Source organism: Actinoplanes sp. NPDC051537, from assembly GCF_055586105.1.
In genome coordinates, this window is the sequence record NZ_JBVJIU010000004.1 from 200,943 (window position 1) to 218,423 (window position 17,481).

Here is a 17,481-nt window from a genome sequence, read left to right on the forward strand (position 1 = left end):
GGGGTGCTCAGCGTTCCGGTCGCGAACGCTGGAGGTCGTTGGCCGTCCGCAGCACCGGCGCGGAGGCCAGCTCCTTCTCGAGCCCGGGCACGGCGGTGCGGACGTGGAAGGTCGCGCTCTCCCCGGCCGGCAGCGTGACGAGGGCGTCGTCGACGGTGGCGTCCGCGGCCAGGCGGTCGGGGAACAGGGCGATGTCGCGGGCGAGCGAGCGCGCCGTCACGGTCACGTCGTAGCCCTCGCCGGTCGTCGAGACCGAGACGGTGAGCGGATCGGGGTCCAGGGGCAGAGCGATGTCCTCGGCGAACAGGTGCACGGCGGTCTGGTCATCGAGGCGAGCGACGAGTACCTCCGACGCCGAAGGGGCAACGGCGAATTCAAGAGGCACGGACGTACGCGGGGCGGCGTCGACCGGGATGGTGGTGGTGGCCAGGGCACGGCCGTCGAAGGTCTCGCGCGTCAGCGTCAGCGAACCGGTCCACGGCTCGCCGGTGTCGTTCAGGACGACGACCTCGGCGTCGGTGAAGACCAGGCGGCGGGGAGCGAAGGCGTGCCGCAGGGCGTACCACAGCGGCTTCGGGCGCGACGCCGAGTCGATGGCCGCCCAGGAGGTGACCGGCCAGCAGTCGTTGAGCTGCCAGACGACGGCGCCCGCGGTCCGGGGCCACCAGCGGCGGTAGTGGTCGATCGCGTACGTCACCGCCCGGGCCTGGTTCAGTTGCGCGGCCCAGTGCCAATCCGCGAAGGACGAGGGCACGCCCAGGTGCGGGGCCATGCCACGGTCGAGCTTGCCGTTGCCGTCGGCGGCCTTCTGGTGCAGGAGGAAGACCGGGTCCTCCTTGTCGGAGGCGGGCATCCAGTCGGCCATCGTGCGCCACGCCGGCGGGCCCTGGAAGCCGAACTCGGAGCAGAAGCGCGGGATCTCGCTGCGGTAGTTCACGTAGTCGATCTGGTTCCAGACCTGCCATTGGTGGTGGCTGCCGTGGTCGGGGTCGTTCGGATGCATCTCGGCGAACGAGTAACCGGGGGAGGAGGGGCTGTTCGGCGAGTAGGGACGGGTCGGGTCGAGAGCGGCGACGATGTCCCGGAAGAGCGACGAGGCGTATTCGAAGCCCCACGAGCGGTCGCCCAGCGTGGATTGCCAGTTCCAGTCCTCGTGACCCCAGAAGTTCTCGTTGCCGCCGTTGTAGAGGGCCAGCGAGGGGTGCGACATCAGCCGGACGACGTTCTCCCGGGCCTCGGCCTCGATCTCCTCCCACAGCGGCGAGTCCTCGGCGTACGCGGCGCAGGCGAGCAGGAAGTCCTGCCACACCAGGATCCCGCGCTCGTCGCAGGCGGCGTAGAAATCGTCGCTCTCGAAGATGCCGCCGCCCCAGACCCGCAGCAGGTTGAGGTTCGCGGCCACGGCCTGGTCGAGACGCCGGTCGAGGCGCGAGCGGGTGATCCGGGTGAGGAAGTGGTCGTCGGGGATCCAGTTGGCGCCCTTGACGAAAATGGGCCGGTCGTTGACCGAAATCGTGAACCTGGAACCGAACTCGTCCGGCGAGGTGTCCAGCGAGACGGTCCGGAAGCCGATTCGCCGCTGCCACCGGTCGATCACATTGTCCGAAGCGGACAGGGTCACGCGCAGATCGAAGAGCGGTTGGTCGCCATGTCCGGCCGGCCACCAGAGGGGCGCATCCGGCACGTCGAGGACGACGACGGCGGACGATCCATCAACCTCCACGGTGGAGGTGTGTCCCAGAACGGACGCGGTGACCGACAGCGGAGCGGAGCCGAGCCGCTCCACCGAGACGTGCACCGACACCCGGTCCCGCGAAACCAGAGGGCGCACCGAAGCGAGCCGGGCCACGCTCCAGCGTTCCAGCCGCACCGGCTTCCACAGCCCGGCCGTGCGCAGGTCGGGACCCCAGTCCCAGCCGAAGCTGCACGCCATCTTGCGGACGAAGTTGTACGGCGCGTTCGGATGGGCCCGCGGCCGGTCGCCGAGCCGGTCCATCAGCCCCGACGCGTAGGCGGTGGCCGAGAGCAGGTCGATCTCGAGGGGGAGCGACCCGCCGCGCAGGTGCGGCGTCACATCGAAGCGATAGGAGCGATGCATGTTGTACGTGCGCCCGAGCTCGACACCGCCGAGCCGCACCACCCCGACCGTGTCGATGCCGTCGAAGACCAGCTCGGCCCGCTCCCCGTCGACGGCCGGCTCGACGTCGAGCCGGCGGGAATAGCGCCAGTCCTCGTCGTACATCCATCGCAGCTCTTCCTCGCCGAGGCCCCGGTACGGATCCTCGATGACGCCCGCCGCCATGAGGTCCGTGTGCACCGAACCGGGGACCGCCGCCGGATAGCCGCGCCCGGAGAAGGACAGGGTCCACCCCTCGGAGAGCACCGAGCGGCGCATCATGGCCGTTCCAGGTCCATCGCCGAGTGCAGCTTCGGCACGTCGGCCAGCAGCCGCTTGGTGTACTCGTGCTCGGGCCGGAAGATCACCTGGTCGGTCGGGCCCTGCTCGACCAGCGACCCGTGCTCCATCACCAGCACCCGGTCGGCCAGGTAGCAGGCCTGCCCGATGTCGTGGGTGATGAACAGGACGGTCATGCCGAGCTCGTCGCGCAGGTCGGTGAGCACGTTGAGGATGTTGACCCGCAGCGATGCGTCGAGCATCGAGGTGGCCTCGTCGGCGATGAGCAGCTTCGGCTGCATCATCAGGGCCCGGGCGATCATCACGCGCTGGCGCTGGCCGCCGGACAGCTCGTGGGGGTACCGGCCGAGCACGTCGGTGGTCATGCCGACGTGGCCGAGCGACTCCTCCAGGCGCTGCCGGCCGACGTCCCGGCCGACCAGCCGCATCGAGCGGGCCAGCAGCTTGCCGACGGTGAAGAACTGGTTGAACGAGGAGAACGGGTCCTGGAAGACGGCCTGCACCTGGCGCCAGTACGCGGCCCGGTCGCGGCCCTTGAGGTTGGTGACGTCGCGGCCGTCGAAGCGCAGCGTGCCCGAGGTGACCGGCATGAGTCCCAGCAGCATCCGGGCGACCGTCGACTTGCCCGAGCCGCTCTCGCCGACGATGGTGGTGACCTGCGCCTCCTCGAGCTCGAAGGAGACGTCCTTGACGGCCTGGACGGCAGCCTTGCCGCGCCCGAAGGTCTTGCTGAGATGCTCGACTTCGTAGAGGGCGCTCATCCGTGGATCACCGCCGGCGCGTCGAACTCGGTACGGTCGAAGCCGCTCATGCCCTCGATCCGGACCTTGCTGTATTTCGGCTCGGGCGTGAGCACCGAGCTCATCAGCGCCCGGGTGTAGGGGTGCTGCGGCCGGTCGACCATGAGCTGGGTCGGCCCGCTCTCGACGATCTTCCCCTGGTACATCACCGCGATCTTGGTGGCGACCGTGCGCAGCACCGGCAGGTCGTGGGTCACGAAGATGACGCCCGACATGATCTTCTTTTCGAGCATCTCGAGCAGCATCTCGATGAGGATCTTCTGGGACGAGACGTCGAGGGCCGAGGTCGGCTCGTCGGCCACCAGCAGCCGCGGGTTGAGCAGCGTGCTGATGATGGTGACGGTGCGCTGCTTCATGCCGCCGGAGAGCTGATGGGGGTACGCGTCGAGGACGCGCGCGGGCAGGCCGAGGGTGGTTATTCGCTCGCGCGCCCGGTCGAGGGCCACGTCCTTGGAGATCCGCCGGTCGTGCGAGCGCATCACGTCCCAGACCAGATGGCGGATGCGCTTGGTCGGGCTGATCGAGTTCATCGCGCCCTGCGGCAGCATCGACACCACCGAGCCGCGCCAGGTACGGGGAATCTTGGCGTCCCCGCCGAGGTCCTGCACCTTGCCGTCGACCTCGAGGGTGCCGCTCTCGACGTGCAGCGGCGGCCGGGCGATCAGCGCGATGATCGAGCCGAGCGTGGTCTTGCCGCTGCCCGACTCGCCGGCCAGGCCGAGCACCTCGCCCTCCTCGACCCGCAGCGACACGTCGTCGACGGCCACCACGTCCTTGCTGCCGGTGTAGTAGACGCCGCGGATGTTGCGGGCGTCGACGAGGGTGCCCATCAGCGCTCCATTCCGGTCGAGGTCGGCGTCTCCAGCAGGCCGGCGGCGCCGACGGCCTCCGGCTGGATCTCCTGAGTGACCATCCGCCGGCGGGCGGCGCGGCCCCGGCGGAGCCGCGGGTTGAACACCTCGTTGAGGCTCGACTGCAACAGCAGCAGCCCGAAGACGATCAGCGTGAGCATCAGCGTCGGCGGGACGAACGCCCACCACGCGCCGGTGCGCACGGATCCCCAGGCGATCGCCCAGTAGAGCATCGTCCCGAGGCTGGTCGCGTTGCTCGGTCCGAGGCCGAGAAGGCTCAGCGTCGACTCGAACAGGATGGCGCTGCTGACCTGCAGGACGGCGGCCATGACGACATAGGAGAGGAGGTACGGGAGGATGTCGCGCCCGAGGATCGACCAGAACCCGGCCCCGGACAGCCGGGCCACGTCGATGTGCTCCCGGGCCCGGACGCTGCTGGCCTGGGCCCGGACGGCGCGCGCCACCCAGAACCAGGCGGTCAGCCCGATCACGAAGGCGAGCGTGTAGATGTTGCGTTCCGGCAGCGACACCGAGACCAGGATGATCACGACGATCGCCGGGATGGCCAGGCCGACGTTGGTGATCGCGGTGAGCACGTCGTCGATCCAGCCGCCGCGGTACCCCGAGACCAGGCCCACGAACAGGCCGATCACGGTGGCGATCAGGCCCGCGAGCAGGCCGACGATCAGCGACGTCCGGGTCCCGTACACCAGGTTGGCCAGCACGCTCTGGCCCTCGTTGTCGGTGCCCAGCAGCAGGGCGCCGCAGCACTGCGGCTTGTCGTAGAGGCCGCCGACCGTGGCCTGCGGGTCGGTGTGCACGATGAGAGGCCCGATCAGGGCGACCAGGACGATGAAACCGACGATCGTCGCGGCGACCCAGAATCGTGGGGAAAGCCCGCGCAGGCTCATCAGCGATCTCCGCTCTGTGCGGCCCGGATCCGCGGATCGATGAACCCGGTGAGCACGTCGACGGTGAAGTTGGCGAGCAGCACGGCCAGCGTGATCAGCAGCGTGATCGCCTGGATGACCGGGTAGTCGTTCTGCCCGATCGCGTTGAACAGCAGCGTGCCCAGCCCGGGATAGGAGAACACCAGCTCGATGATCAGGCCGCCGGTGATGAGCCCGGCGATGGCCAGCCCCAGCCCGGTGAACTGCGGCAGCATCGCGTTGCGGAAGATGTACCGGACCGTGATGGCGTCCCGGACGCCGAGGCCGCGGTTGTAGTTGACGTAGTCGGTGCCCAGCTCGTAGACGGCCATCGACCGCATGCCCACCGCCTGGCCCCCGATGAACACCAGCACCAGGGACCAGAACGGCAGCCAGAAGTACGTGATGGCGTCGCCGAAGAAGCTGACCGACAACTCCGGTGACAGGCCGAACGAGTAGGCCCCGCCCACCGGCAGGACACCCCACTTCACGGCCACCACGAAGAGCAGGATGATCGCGAACGCGAACGGCGGCACGCTGGAGAAGAACAGCGAGCTGACGAACGCGCCGCGGTCCAGCCAGCCGCCCTTGAAGGCGGCGACGGCGCCCAGGATGTTCCCGAGCACCCAGCCGACGATGATCGCCGGCAGCTGGATGGCGATGGACCACGGCAGCGCCTGGCCGATCAGCGAGTTCACCGAGGCCGGGTACTGGCCGAACGACGTGCCGAAGTCGCCCTGGAAGACGTGCCCGATGTAGATGAAGTACTGCTGCCACAGCGGCTTGTCGAGCCCGAACTCCTGCATGTAGTGCTCGTGGATCTTCTGCAGTTGCTCACCGCCCGCGCCCCCGCCCGAGGCGATCTGGCCGACGATCGCGTCGACCGGATTGCCGGGGATCAGGCGGGGGAGCAGGAAGTTGAGCGTCAGGGCCACGAAGAAGACCACAACGGTCCAGGCCAGCTTGCGGCCGAGGTATCTTGCCAGCGCCATCGGTGCCGCCCTGTGCTAGGAGCCGACCCTCTTGATCTTGAAGAGCCACTCGATTCCCGCGCCCTGCCACATCGGCGGCGCGTACGGGTTCGCGTCGGTCGGGAAGTTCGTCCAGTTCGACTGGTTGAACTCGAAGAACTCCAGCGGCCGGTACATCAGCGGGATGACCGGGATGTTCTGCCGGTAGATCGCGTCGAGCTTGTCGTAGGCCGCCTTGGCGTCGGCGTCCGACTTCGCGCCGGCCGCGGCGTCGAGCAGCGCCGGCACCTGCGGGTCCTTGAACCGGTTGTAGTTCCAGAACGCCGTCTTGCCCGGGGCGGGCACACCGCGGTCGTCCATGGCGTCGCGGAAGCGGATCCACGGGCTGGCCGGGCCGACGCCCGTGTAGTTGAACATCGCCAGGTCGAAGTTGCCGTTCTGGAGCGCCGCGAACATCGTCGGGAACTGCGGGAACTCGGTGCTGATCCCGATGCCGGCCTCCTTGGCCGACTTGGCGACGATCTCGCAGGTGGTGTTCCAGTCGGTCCAGCCGGTCGGCGTGATCAGCTTCCAGCCGCCGAGCTTCGTGCCGTCGGGCAGCACGTAGATCCCGTCCGAGCCCTTCTTGGCCTTCAGCTCGCCCTCGAGGATCTCGATCGCCTTGGCCTTGTCGTACTTCCAGCCCTCGGCGGCCACGGCGGCGGAGTCGTAGAACTTGGACTCGTACCCGGTCGGGATGATCAGGCTCGCGTTGGCCGGCTCCGAGTAGTCGGACATGGCGGTCGTGGCGATGTTGGGATAGTTGATCGCGTACGCGATGGCCTGCCGGACCTTGACGTTGTTCAGGCCCTTCTTGTTCAGGTTGAAGATCAGCAGCGGCAGGTTGCCGGGCAGGTGGTAGGGCTTCTTGGTCAGCCACGTGCCGACCGGCTTGCCCGACTCCCACATCTTCCAGATCTGGGCCGTGAACTGCTGGCTCGCGTCGATCTCGCCGCTTTCCAGCTTGAGGTCGCCGTCATTGTTGCTCTTGAAGATCGGGTGGTTGATCGTCGTCATCGGCGGCTTGCCGAAGACGCCGTTGCCCCAGTAGTTGTCGTTGCGCTTGAGGTTGACCTGGGTCTGGTCGTACTTGTCGAGCAGGAACGGCCCGGAGCCGATCGGCTTGAGGTTGGGCTCGGCGGTGACCTTGTCCGGCGCGACCTTGCTGAACACGGCCTTGGGCACGATGTTCGTGGCACAGATGAAGTTCTTGACGAAGCCCGGGTTGTACGGGCTGGTCTTGAGCTTGAACTGGACGGTGCGCGGGTCGGGGGCCGTCACCGAGTCGATGTAGTTCCACACGGTCGAGAAGGTGACCGAGGCGGTCTTGCCCAGCTCGAAGGTGAAGACCACGTCGTCGGCCGTGAGGTCGGAGCCGTCCGACCACTTGGTGCCGTCCTGCAGCGCCAGCTTCATGGTCTGCGGGTCGGGCTGCTCGAGGCCCTTGGCCAGGCCCGGGTGCAGCGAGCCGTCGCGCATGTCGAAGCGCAGCAGGGTCTCGTAGATCAGCTGGCTCTGGAACTGGGCGGTCGGCCAGTCGGGCGACGCGGCCAGCGGGTTGAAGGTCTTGGGCGGTCCCCATTGGAAGCCGGCCACGAAGAGGGTCTCACCGGCGGCGCCCGCACGGCCCTTGCTGCCGCCGGTGCTCTTACCGGTCTTGGCCGTGCCGCAGCCGGCCGCGCCGACGCCGAGCACGACGCCGGTGGCGGCGAGACCGCCGAGGGTGAGGAAACTCCGCCGGCTGGCCAGCCATTCGCGGGGGTCGGCCGGGGGATCGGATTCGCTGGTCATTCTTCCTCCAGGGCGGGATGGGTGTCCGCTCAGGAGGAGGGACGCCCTCGGAGAAGCTGAGACCAACCTCACACCCGATCTTAAGTGGCGTCAAGACATCGATGCATCGCTGTTACTTGATCTCTGTTTTGCCTGGTAGGAACATCGTTAAAAATTTACTTAATTGCCTGGAGGCGGCTGGCCCGCACGGTGGTGTGGCGCGGGCCGATCACCCGTCCGTCCGTGGTGACCTCGGTGCCCTCGACGTCGTACCAGGTTTCGCCGTTGTGCAGCCGCGGCCGGGTCCAGTCCACCCGGTCGACGACCATGCGCAGGACGCCCGCACCGAACAGGTAGTCCGTCTCCTCGAACGTCCACACTCGCCGCATCGCTGATCCATCCTCGACGGCGCGGGCTGGGGATCAAGCCCGCGATGCGATCAGTGTGCACCTGCGCGCGCAAGAGCACGCTCATCTGCACGTGCATTTGCACGTGGGCCGTACGTCCGAGGTTTGCCGGATCTTGAAGCCGCGTGGGCGGCCGCGGGGCACTGCAAAAAACCTGCAAACCGGATTCATTGACTGCCATGTATGGGGATAGGCGATTCTCTTCCTATCGCCACGGTCCACATTTCACCTGGCGGCAGCCCGCCCCCGGATCGGGAGGGCGGCCGGCGTCCCACGCGCCGGCCGTCCTCCTTCGCCCTGCACCTGGCCGGGCGACAGCACCGCGAACGCGATCGACGGGCCGGACTTCCACCTCGATCGGCCGGCGGCTTGACCCCGACGCGCCGATCTCCGGTGCGTACCCGGTGAGGAATCCTCATGGCGGCCCGCCGGCGGCCGATCCTCCAGCCACCAGGCCGGGGGGATGCCCATGCACAGCGTGTTCCACGTCGCGGTAGCACCAGCCGATCTCATCCGGGCCGGCCGGGAGCACCTGAGCGGCTCGCGGTTCGACGACGCCGTCGCGCTGGCCCACCGGGCGGCGGCCGGCGACGACGCGAACGCCCGGGCCGAGGCGCTGACCATCATCGCGACCTGCCTGCGGGTGCGCGACGACTACGCGGCCGCCCTCGACTACGCGCTGCGGGCCGCCACCCTGGGCCGGGAGATCGGCGACGCCCCGGCCGAGGCCCGCGCCCGCGGCGAGGTCGCCCGGGCGCTGCTCGGCACCGGCGAGACCGACGAGGCGCTCCAGGAGGCGCTCGCGTCGCTCGCCCTGGCCGAGGCCGGTGGCGACCTGGGCGCCCACGTCAGCGCCCTGACCGCGGCGGCCAACGTCTACCTCGCCGTGCAGCAGTTCGACCTGGCCGTGCAGGCCTGCGAGCGTGGCGCCGAGACGGCCCGGCTGGTCGGCGACGAGATCGCCAACGCCGCCCTGATGGACACGGCGGCGTGCGCGCTGATGGGCATGTCCGAGGCCGCCTTCGACGAGGATGACGGCGCGGGTGGCGTACGGCATGCGCTGGCCGCCGCCGACCGCTCGCACACCGCCATGCTCATCGCCCGCCGTCATGGGCACCGCCGCAACGAGGCCTGCGCGCTGGCCAACCTGGCCGAGGCGCTGGGCGCGGCGGGCGAGCCCGAGCGGGCGCTGACGCTGATGGACACGTGGCTTATCGACCCGGCGCGGGACTCGACGTACACGATCACCCACCACCTCGACACCCGCGGCGCGCTCTGCCTCGCGCTGGGCCGGCACGCCGAGGCGATCGCGCTGTTCTCCGAGGCGCTGGAGATCGCCGAGAGCAAGAGCGCCGCGATGATGTTCTGCGAGCACCTGGCCGACGCCTACGAGCGCGGTGGCGACTTCGCCGCCGCGCTGGCCGCCTACCGCAAGTTCCACCACCTCTACCGCCAGGTCGCCTCGGAGGCGGCGCAGAGCAACGCCCGGGTCGCCGCGGTGCGGCTGGAGACCGAGCAGGCCAAGGCGAGCGCCGAGCGGGAGCGGCTGCGCGCCGACGGCCTGCTGCGGATGAGCCTCGAGGACCCGCTGACCGGCCTGGCCAACCGGCGCTGCCTGGACGAGGCGATCGCGCTCGACGCGGGCGGCCACGCGGTCGCGCTGATCGACGTCGACCACTTCAAGCGGGTCAACGACGAGCACTCCCACCAGATCGGCGACGAGGTGCTGCGGGCGCTGGGCGGCCTGCTGCGGGCCGGCTGCCGGGCCGGCGACCTGGCCGCGCGGTACGGCGGCGAGGAGTTCGCGGTGCTGTTCCGCGGCCTGTCGCCGGCCGAGGTGGGCGCCGCCGCCGAGCGGATCCGGCGCACGGTCGAGGAGTTCGACTGGTCCGGCATCGCGCCCGGCCTGTCGGTGACGGTCAGTATCGGGGTCGCGGGCTTCCTCGCGCACGCCGACGCCCGGCTCTACGAGGCCAAACGGGCCGGCCGCAACCGCGTAATCTGCTGACCATGCGCAAAATCATCTACTGGGTGCACACGTCGATCGACGGTTTCGTCGACGGGCCGAACGGCGAGTTCGACTGGCCGGTGATGGGCCCCGGGCTGTCCGCCTACTCCGAGTCACTCGACGAGCGGGTCGACACCCTGCTGTTCGGCCGCCCGGTGTGGGAGATGATGGTCGGCTTCTGGCCGAACGCCGAGTCGATCTCGCCCGACCCGCACACCCTGGCGTTCGCGCCGTTCTGGCGGGCCACCCCCAAGATCGTGTTCTCCCGCAGCTATCCCGGCGACGACTGGACCGAGCGCGTCATCAGCGCGAACCTGCCGGCCGAGGTCGCCGCGCTCAAGGCCGCGCCGGGCAAGGACATGCTGCTCACCGGCGGCGCGAACCTGGCCGCCGAGCTGACCGAGCACGGCCTCATCGACGAGTTCCACATCGCCCAGCACCCGGTGGTCCTGGGCGGCGGCCGCCGCCTGTTCGGCGAGCCGAAGGAGCGCCTCACCTTGCGGGCGAAGGCGTCCCGGGTGGTCGACGACCAGGTCGTCGTGACCCACTACGAGCGCGCCTAGCCACGCCACTCGCGAGCGCCCGGGTCCGCTTGCGGCCCGGCCGTTTCGCCCACGATCCGGCTCTCGTCGAACCGATCGGTCCCGTCCGAGCCGACCTCGGGGTGCTCGGCGAGCAGATGCGCTTCCATCTCCTCATCGGGAACGTCCCGCTGTCCGGGCGGGCACAGATTGCAGGTCGCCATGGCTCAGGAGCCTACGTCGGCGCCGGTGCGCTCGGCCCGGGACAGGCCCCAGTCGTACATCGCCTGCAGCAGCGGGATCAGGGTGCGGCCCTCGTCGGTCAGGTCGTACTCGACGTGGGGCGGCACCGTGCCCCGGTCGCGGCGCACGATCAGGCCGTCCGCCTCCAGCTCACGCAGGCGCTGGCTGAGCATCTTCTCGCTGATGCCGGGGATGAGCCGGCGCAGCTCGCCGTAGCGGTGCACGCCCTCCTTGAGCCGGGACAGAATCACCGTCCGCCACCGCCCGCCGACGACGGCGACGGTCAGCTCGACGGGACAGCCGTATCGCTGGGGCACGCACCATTATGTGCGAGGCGCCATCTTGATCGTCAGCCTCTCGGTCGCGGCTTCCTGCCGGATCCGTTCCCGCCTCGTTTCACCAATTTGCTCGGCAACAGCGCGGACCATCAAAGACAGCGCAGTGAGTCCACCGCCGGCGCCCATCAAAGCGGCGATCGGAGCTACGAGGTCTGCGGCAGCCATACCAACATCGTCCCCCCGCGCACACCGCATTCACCGTGAGTGAATGCATCCGGCTTGGATGGTCTGGCGGAAAATGCCCGTCGGCAACTTGCCACTCGCCGGCGTGCCGGTCTCCAACCGCTCGCTCCAGGCTCTGTTTGCCCAGCTCAGGACTCATATGACGGGAGTCGGGCGGCGGGCGTGGAGGTTCGATTTCCGCCCCGCATGGTGAACGCGATTCCCACCACGGCGGCCGGCTACCTCATCGTCAACGCCGCAGGTCACGAGGGCACGCACCATTATGTGCGTACTTGTGGGCGGCGCGGGGGACTGCTGAGCTGGGGACCATGAGCGAAACGACACCGACGCTGTACGAGTGGGCCGGCGGCGCGGAGGCGTTCGAGCGCCTGACCGACGCGTTCTACGCCCAGGTGGTGAAGGACGACCTGCTCGGGCCGCTGTTCGCGCACATGTCGGCGGAGCACCCCCGGCACGTGGCGATCTGGCTGAGCGAGGTGTTCGGCGGGCCCGCCACTTACACCGCCGAGCACGGCGGCTACCCGGCGATGCTGGCGCACCACATCGGGCTGGCCATCACCGAGCCGCAGCGGCGGCGCTGGGTCAACCTGCTCCAGGACGCGGCCGACGAGGTGGGCCTGCCCGACGACCCGGAGTTCCGGGCGGCGTTCCTCGGCTACCTCGAGTGGGGCACCCGGCTGGCCCGGCAGAACTCCCACCCGGGCGCCGAGGTCGTGCACGAGGCCCCGGTGCCGCACTGGGGCTGGGGTGTGGCGCCGCCCTACCAGCCCTGAGCGGCCGGCGTCTCCCACCATCCGTCGACCTCCCGCATCGCCCGGTAGGCGCGCAGCAGCAGGTCTCCGTCATCGACCGCGGCGAGGACGGGCACGCCGTCGGCGAGCACCTCCAGCAGCGTCTCGCGGCTGACGAGCCGCGCCAGCAGCAGGGCCGACCGCAGCGGCTCGAGGGCGTCGCCGGCGCGGCCCAGGGCGGCCAGGGCGCGTACCAGCGTCCGGAGGCCCATCACCTTGGCTTCCCCGTCGTTCAGGCGTTCCGTCGTCTCCGACAGCCGGGCGAGCCACGCGCCGGCCGGGAGCGGGCGCCCGGGCTGGATCATGCTCTCGGCCATCACGAAGAGGGCCGCGGCGCGGTCGGACGCGTTCCTGATCTTCAGGGCGATGTCCCAGCCCTCCGCGGCCAGCGCGTCGGCCGCGTCACCGGCCCCGGCCGTCAGCAGCGCCCCGGCGACGCCGGCGAGCGTCGCCACCCGGAGATTCCGGTTCTTGATCAGGCGTGCGGCCGCCTCGACCTCGGTCAGCATGGGCCGGCTCTGCTCGGTGGTGAGCTCGTTCGCCAGCCGGGAGAGGATCTCGGCTCGTCGTCGCTCGTTCGCCGGTCGCGAAAGGTCGCAGACGAAGGCGACCGCGGCGGCAAGCGGACCCGTTCGCGGTTCCGCGTTCAGCACCCCGGCCAGGCGGACGCCGATCATCGCCCGATCGTGGGTCGAGGCGAACTGCTCGCGTCGCAGCTCCGCGAGGACGGCATCGGTGGCTCGCCGATACGGTGCGACCCGGCCGGCTCGGAACAGCAGATCGGCGACGTCCAGCTCGGCCATCAGCCGGTCGCGCCGGGCGGGCGACCGCCGCGCGAGCGACGCTGCCGTCGCGGTCAGATCGGCGGCACCAGCCTTCTGCCCCCGCTTCACGCGGGCCCGCGCCGTGCCGATCGCCACGCTCAGCGCGTACCCGGCGGCGATGTCCCCGGGCACCTCGGCGACCAGCCGCTCGGCGACGTCGACGGCGCAGCGGTTCGCGAGTTTGTCGTCGTCGATCGACCGCAGGGCGTCCCACGCCGGTTCGGCCCGTCCCCGGTCGGCGAAGGCGACGGCGATGCGGGCGAGCGCGGCCGATCTCGCCGGGTCGCGGGCGGCGCCGCCGGCCGCGGAGAGGAGCGGATCGAGGAGGCCGGCCGCCTCCTCGCGGGCGTTCGATGCGGCGAGGATGTCGGCGATCGCGACCGTGGCGGCCGACTTCCGCTGGGCGTCGCGGATCTCGTTCACCAGAGCCAGCGCTTCGGCGGTCGCATGGGCCCGGGCCAGGTGCTCGGCCGCCTCGGCGACGGTGTCGGAGGACAGGGCGACATTCACATTCCCGTGGTACGTGTCGCCGGGGTAGAACTCGTCGAGGACCACCTGCACGACGTTCTGGGCCTGCCGCCCGCCGCGCTGGTTCCGCTCGATCGCGGCCACGATGTTCATCGCGGTCTCCGCCCGGCCGGCCAGACTCAGCGCGGCGATCGTCTGACTGAGCGGGATGAAGCCGGTGTTCATCGCGACGGAGACGACCCGCTCGGCGGCCTCGTTCGCCACTCGCCCGTTTCCGGTCCGGCGCCACGCCCGGGCGGCGACGAACATCGCGTTCGCGACCGGTGACGACTCCGCCGCCTCGGTGGCGATCTCGGTGAGCACGACGGCGGCCTCGGCCATGACGACGGCCCGGTCCGAGACGTCGTCGAGCCGTTTCGCGATCACGAGCGCCCGGTCGAGCATCGAGTCGGCGCGCGGGGAGTCGTTCGCCGAGGCCGCCGCGCGAGCCGTCCGGATGGCGGCGAAGGCGCGGCTCACCTCGTCCGGCACCCGCGACGCACTGGACGTGGCGGCATCCAGGGCGTTCGCGACGATAGGGTCGAGCGCCTGCCGCGACCAACCGGAGATGTGATCCACCACGGCGGCCAGCGTGCTCGCCAGGTCGGTCAGGATCGCCACCACGTCGAACTCGTCCCCGGCCGCGGCGGTTGCCGACTCCAGCGCCGATCGGGCCACCCGGGCGAGATCCATGATCTGTGACGGGTCGGCGGGATCGATGAGCCGGGTCAGGAGACCAGGAAGCCGGCCCAGGATCGCCGCTCGTCCGGTGGACGCCGGGGCCTCGGCGATCTCGGCCTCCACCCGGTCGAAGATCTCGACCGCCTCCTCGTGCTGCCCCAGCGACAAGCGCCGGTGGGCCAGGCCGATCAGGAGACCGGCCCGGGCCGGCGGATCGGATGTCGCCTCGGCCAGCGCCGCGAGCTCGTCCAGAACCGCGGCGGCCCGGTCGGTGAGGCCGGCGTCCCGCCAGGCGTCCGACAGCCGGCCCAGCGCGGCGCCGTCACCGGCGTCGCGCATCATGGAGGTGACTTCGCCCAGCGTGGCCGTGCCGTCCGCGGTCCGGCCGAGATCGAGCAGCAGCTCCGCGATGTCGATGAGGTGGTCGATCCGCTCGGCCCGGTCCGTGAGTGACGCGGACACCGATCGAGCCTGTCGCAACGCCTCCCCCGCGTCGTCCGCCCGATCCAGCCGCGCGAAGGTCTGGGCACACTGCGTCCAGGCCGACGCCGCGTCCCCGGCATCCTCGATGAGCCCGGCGTCCGACGCGGCGGCCCCGGCCAGGTCGGCGGCCTGCTTCGTCCGGCCGAGATCGGCCCAGGCGAGCGCGAGCCGGGCGTACGCGAAGCACCTGCTCTCCCGGTCGGCGGCGGCGGCCGAAGCACCGGCGGCGGCAACCAGCTCGGCGGCGCGTGACGTCGTCGGCGCGATGACGTCGAGCGCGTCGTGCATGGACTTCAGGCGCCCCGCTTCGATCATCAGCTCCGCGATCCGTCCGAGCGCCGTGCCCCGGCGTTTGTCGTCGGCGATGGTGGCCGCCAGCGCCCTCGCCGCGGCGTGCTTCCCGTTCGCGGACATCCCGGCGGCGATCTCACCGAGGCAATGGTCGCGGGTCGCGGGTTCGCCGATCGTTTTCGCGGTCCGGAGCGCCTCGGGGAAGCGTCGCCCGGACGAGAGCCGCCGGGCGAGCACGGCGGCGAAATCGTCGGCGGCGGCCGGATCCAGGGTGGCCCCGGCACGACGGGCGTCGGCCAGGTCGCCGCCCTCGGCCAGCCCGCGGGCGACCGCCGCGACCGCCTCGGCGCGGGCGTCGGCCGAGCCGAGCCGGCCGCCCATCGCCAACGCCTGCTCATGGCCGCCGCTGGCCGCCATCGCGGTCAGGAGCGCCATCCGCGCGTCGCGTGCGGCCTGGGGATTCTTGATCGAGCCGACCAGCCGCAGCCCCCAGGCGTCCTCGCCGAGCCGGGCCAGTTCCGGCGCCACCGCGTGGACCATCCGCGCGTAGGCCGACTCGTCGACGATCTCCATGGCCGCCCGCGCCGCCTGCTGGACCAGCGCCCGCGTCTCGTCGGTCACCCCGTCGGCGCGTGAGGCCCGGGCGATGTGGAGGAGGGCCTCGCACCGTGCCCGGCGGTCCTGGATGAGCTCGGCGTAGTCCCGGGCCACCCGGCCGCGTCCGAGCGTGGCCAGCACGCCCAGCGTCCGCGGCTGGATCGCGGATGCCAGGTGACCGAGGCGGCTGAACAGCAGGCAGGCGCGAAGCAGGTGGAACGTGTCGGGCGGCGTCGCCGACGCGGCCGTCCGGATGGACAGGGTCACGTCGTCGGCGAACGACCGGTAGGACAGCGATCGCCGGAACTTCTCCCGCATGAACGGCTCGCCGATCAGGTCGTGCAGCTCGCGGCCCCGATCCGCGCTCGCCAGCGTGTAGAGGTGGGTGGCCAGGTGCCGCAGCCCGTAGTCGTCGACGCCGTGCCAGTCCACGTCGTTCCACGACGTCGCCGTGCCGCGGTAGTGGTCGACGATCTTCCGGTGTGCCGCCTCGGGATAGATGACGAACTCCTGGGCGCGTTCCTCGTCGACCAGCCAGTCCGAGATCGACTGGTGGTACAGGCTGCATCGGCCCCGGTCGGCCTCGGCGGGATCCAGGAACTGGTTCAGGTCCGCCAATCCCTGGCGGGCCTCGTCCTTCGCGAGGCCGGCCAGCTCGGCCACCAGCGCCCTCGGCAGCGGCTCCTGGGCCGCGACCAGGACACTCAGGATCGGCCGGTACCGGTTCTCCCAGCGCGCCTCGTCCCGGGTCCGGCGGGTACGCAGGAACTCCCGGTACACGTTGTCCAGGCCCTTGGGCAGCTCACCGAGCGCGGCGACGTCGTGGTCGCCGTCGCCGGCCGCGGCCAGCAGCCACTGCACGTAGAGGAAGTTGCCCTCGCTGGCCCGCGCGATGCGATCGGCCAGATCGGCCCGGCCGGTTCGCTCCGGGAGCAGTCCGCGCACGTGGAGCCGGATGTCGGCCAGGTTCTCCGGCCGGTCGGCGTCGATCCGGAAGTGCGGTGTCCGGCGTGCCTCGAACTCGCGCCAGACGCGGTGGTCCGAGCGGGAGGTGAGGATGAACCGGACGTTGCGCGGCACGTCCGCCACGTTGGCCAGCAGGTCCACGATCGTCTCCGCCCCGACGTGCTGCACCGCCTCGTCGAGGCCGTCGACCAGGATGGTGACCGGCCGGTCGTAGCCCGCGGCGCAGATGGCCTTGAGCGGCTGCCAGACGGCGTGCGTGAAGGCCGCCGATCCCGAGGGCGCGTTGACGACCAGGTTGTTGATCCAGGCGCCGATGACTTGACCCTGGTTCGTTCCGACCGTCAGGGTGGACCGGATCGACGTCGTCGCCTGGTCGCCGGCGATGCGCCGGGCGAACTCGTCGATCCGGCCGAGCTGGTGGGCGATCGACCGGGCGAAGACCGCGGGGTCGATGGTGGCCGCGTCCCGGGCCACGCAGAAGTGGTAGGCCGTGACGTCCCGGATCTGGGTGAGCCGCGCCGCGATGGCCGACTTGCCGACGCCGGGCTCACCGGTGACGATCAGGAACGCGGGCCGGCCGGGGTCGGCGAGCCACTCGTCGATCTCGGCGAACACCCAGGCGCGTCCGGTGAAGACCGCGGTCCGTTCCGCGATCAACCCCGAGAAGTCGAGGACCACCGGCGACGTTTCCGGTGAGACCGTGCCCATTCTCCCGAGTGAACCAGCGGCGCGCCCGCAAGAGAAGAGCGAGACCCGATCGGGCAGTGACGGGGGACATTGACCGGCCGGTAAGGAGTGGCTAGCGTGTCGATCACTCGCTGGGGTCAGGGATGATCGCATGTTCGTCGCAGACGGGGACACCGGG

General features: G+C 70.6%; 13 protein-coding genes. 3 read left to right on the forward strand and 10 right to left on the reverse strand.

All coding sequences use genetic code 11. The features are described 5' to 3' along the window. Nucleotides 1-7: 7 nt before the first annotated feature. The 7 genes from ACZ6TB_RS10655 to ACZ6TB_RS10685 all read right to left on the reverse strand — a co-directional run bounded on the left by ACZ6TB_RS10655 (nt 8) and on the right by ACZ6TB_RS10685 (nt 8,165). A complete protein-coding gene (locus ACZ6TB_RS10655) occupies nt 8-2,398 on the reverse strand; it encodes a glycosyl hydrolase 2 galactose-binding domain-containing protein (protein ID WP_465552920.1) in 2,391 nt (796 codons plus the stop codon). After that, complete coding sequence (locus ACZ6TB_RS10660; RefSeq protein WP_465552922.1) at nt 2,395-3,177, reverse strand: ABC transporter ATP-binding protein; 783 nt, start codon at nt 3,175-3,177, stop codon at nt 2,395-2,397. The genes ACZ6TB_RS10655 and ACZ6TB_RS10660 overlap by 4 nt, the downstream gene beginning before the upstream one ends. Further along, complete coding sequence (locus tag ACZ6TB_RS10665; RefSeq protein ID WP_465552924.1) at nt 3,174-4,046, reverse strand: ABC transporter ATP-binding protein; 873 nt, start codon at nt 4,044-4,046, stop codon at nt 3,174-3,176. The genes ACZ6TB_RS10660 and ACZ6TB_RS10665 overlap by 4 nt, the downstream gene beginning before the upstream one ends. Further along, nucleotides 4,046-4,978: an ABC transporter permease gene (locus ACZ6TB_RS10670; RefSeq protein WP_465552926.1), complete on the reverse strand. Its 933-nt coding sequence runs from the start codon at nt 4,976-4,978 to the stop codon at nt 4,046-4,048. Before ACZ6TB_RS10670 ends, ACZ6TB_RS10665 begins: the two co-directional genes overlap by 1 nt. Beyond that, nucleotides 4,978-5,988, reverse strand: a complete 1,011-nt coding sequence (locus ACZ6TB_RS10675; RefSeq protein ID WP_465552928.1) for an ABC transporter permease — start codon at nt 5,986-5,988, stop codon at nt 4,978-4,980. The genes ACZ6TB_RS10670 and ACZ6TB_RS10675 overlap by 1 nt, the downstream gene beginning before the upstream one ends. 15 nt (nt 5,989-6,003) lie before the next feature. Next, complete coding sequence (locus tag ACZ6TB_RS10680) at nt 6,004-7,797, reverse strand: ABC transporter substrate-binding protein (protein WP_465552930.1); 1,794 nt, start codon at nt 7,795-7,797, stop codon at nt 6,004-6,006. 155 nt (nt 7,798-7,952) lie between these two features. After that, nucleotides 7,953-8,165, reverse strand: coding sequence for a hypothetical protein (locus tag ACZ6TB_RS10685; RefSeq protein ID WP_465552932.1), 213 nt, complete (start codon nt 8,163-8,165; stop codon nt 7,953-7,955). 487 nt (nt 8,166-8,652) lie between these two features. On the opposite strand from ACZ6TB_RS10685, the gene ACZ6TB_RS10690 reads away from it, so the two are divergent. Together ACZ6TB_RS10690 and ACZ6TB_RS10695 are read left to right on the forward strand one after the other, a co-directional pair. Further along, nucleotides 8,653-10,191, forward strand: a complete 1,539-nt coding sequence (locus ACZ6TB_RS10690) for a GGDEF domain-containing protein (RefSeq protein WP_465552934.1) — start codon at nt 8,653-8,655, stop codon at nt 10,189-10,191. Between the two features lie 2 nt (nt 10,192-10,193). Beyond that, on the forward strand, nt 10,194-10,754 hold the full coding sequence (locus tag ACZ6TB_RS10695) for a dihydrofolate reductase family protein (protein WP_465552936.1): 561 nt from the start codon (nt 10,194-10,196) through the stop codon (nt 10,752-10,754). On the opposite strand, the gene ACZ6TB_RS10700 is transcribed toward ACZ6TB_RS10695, so the two are convergent. Together ACZ6TB_RS10700 and ACZ6TB_RS10705 are read right to left on the reverse strand one after the other, a co-directional pair. Further along, the gene (locus tag ACZ6TB_RS10700; protein WP_465552938.1) at nt 10,751-10,936 is read right to left on the reverse strand and encodes a hypothetical protein; all 186 of its coding nucleotides are present in this window, start codon (nt 10,934-10,936) and stop codon (nt 10,751-10,753) included. The genes ACZ6TB_RS10695 and ACZ6TB_RS10700 overlap by 4 nt on opposite strands. Nucleotides 10,937-10,939: 3 nt before the next feature. Next, nucleotides 10,940-11,272 (reverse strand): winged helix-turn-helix transcriptional regulator, encoded by a 333-nt coding sequence (locus tag ACZ6TB_RS10705; RefSeq protein ID WP_465552940.1) that lies wholly within the window; start codon nt 11,270-11,272, stop codon nt 10,940-10,942. 512 nt (nt 11,273-11,784) lie between these two features. Between ACZ6TB_RS10705 and ACZ6TB_RS10710 the strand changes: the two genes are divergently transcribed. Then, nucleotides 11,785-12,249 carry a group II truncated hemoglobin gene (locus tag ACZ6TB_RS10710; RefSeq protein WP_465552942.1) on the forward strand — a complete coding sequence of 155 codons (465 nt, stop codon included), beginning with the start codon at nt 11,785-11,787 and terminating at the stop codon, nt 12,247-12,249. Here the strand turns inward: ACZ6TB_RS10710 and ACZ6TB_RS10715 are convergent. After that, nucleotides 12,237-17,324: a P-loop domain-containing protein gene (locus ACZ6TB_RS10715; RefSeq protein WP_465552944.1), complete on the reverse strand. Its 5,088-nt coding sequence runs from the start codon at nt 17,322-17,324 to the stop codon at nt 12,237-12,239. The genes ACZ6TB_RS10710 and ACZ6TB_RS10715 overlap by 13 nt on opposite strands. Nucleotides 17,325-17,481: the final 157 nt, after the last annotated feature.

What these genes read in the sequence shown, in the direction of transcription:
- ACZ6TB_RS10660 (WP_465552922.1), bottom strand. Translation starts at nt 3,177, where the DNA reads ATGAGCGCCCTCTACGAAGTCGAGCATCTCAGCAAGACCTTCGGGCGC.
- ACZ6TB_RS10695 (WP_465552936.1), top strand. Translation starts at nt 10,194, where the DNA reads ATGCGCAAAATCATCTACTGGGTGCACACGTCGATCGACGGTTTCGTC.
- ACZ6TB_RS10680 (WP_465552930.1), bottom strand. Translation starts at nt 7,797, where the DNA reads ATGACCAGCGAATCCGATCCCCCGGCCGACCCCCGCGAATGGCTGGCC.
- ACZ6TB_RS10670 (WP_465552926.1), bottom strand. Translation starts at nt 4,978, where the DNA reads ATGAGCCTGCGCGGGCTTTCCCCACGATTCTGGGTCGCCGCGACGATC.
- ACZ6TB_RS10665 (WP_465552924.1), bottom strand. Translation starts at nt 4,046, where the DNA reads ATGGGCACCCTCGTCGACGCCCGCAACATCCGCGGCGTCTACTACACC.
- ACZ6TB_RS10710 (WP_465552942.1), top strand. Translation starts at nt 11,785, where the DNA reads ATGAGCGAAACGACACCGACGCTGTACGAGTGGGCCGGCGGCGCGGAG.
- ACZ6TB_RS10690 (WP_465552934.1), top strand. Translation starts at nt 8,653, where the DNA reads ATGCACAGCGTGTTCCACGTCGCGGTAGCACCAGCCGATCTCATCCGG.
- ACZ6TB_RS10685 (WP_465552932.1), bottom strand. Translation starts at nt 8,165, where the DNA reads ATGCGGCGAGTGTGGACGTTCGAGGAGACGGACTACCTGTTCGGTGCG.
- ACZ6TB_RS10700 (WP_465552938.1), bottom strand. Translation starts at nt 10,936, where the DNA reads ATGGCGACCTGCAATCTGTGCCCGCCCGGACAGCGGGACGTTCCCGAT.
- ACZ6TB_RS10715 (WP_465552944.1), bottom strand. Translation starts at nt 17,324, where the DNA reads ATGGGCACGGTCTCACCGGAAACGTCGCCGGTGGTCCTCGACTTCTCG.
- ACZ6TB_RS10675 (WP_465552928.1), bottom strand. Translation starts at nt 5,988, where the DNA reads ATGGCGCTGGCAAGATACCTCGGCCGCAAGCTGGCCTGGACCGTTGTG.
- ACZ6TB_RS10655 (WP_465552920.1), bottom strand. Translation starts at nt 2,398, where the DNA reads ATGATGCGCCGCTCGGTGCTCTCCGAGGGGTGGACCCTGTCCTTCTCC.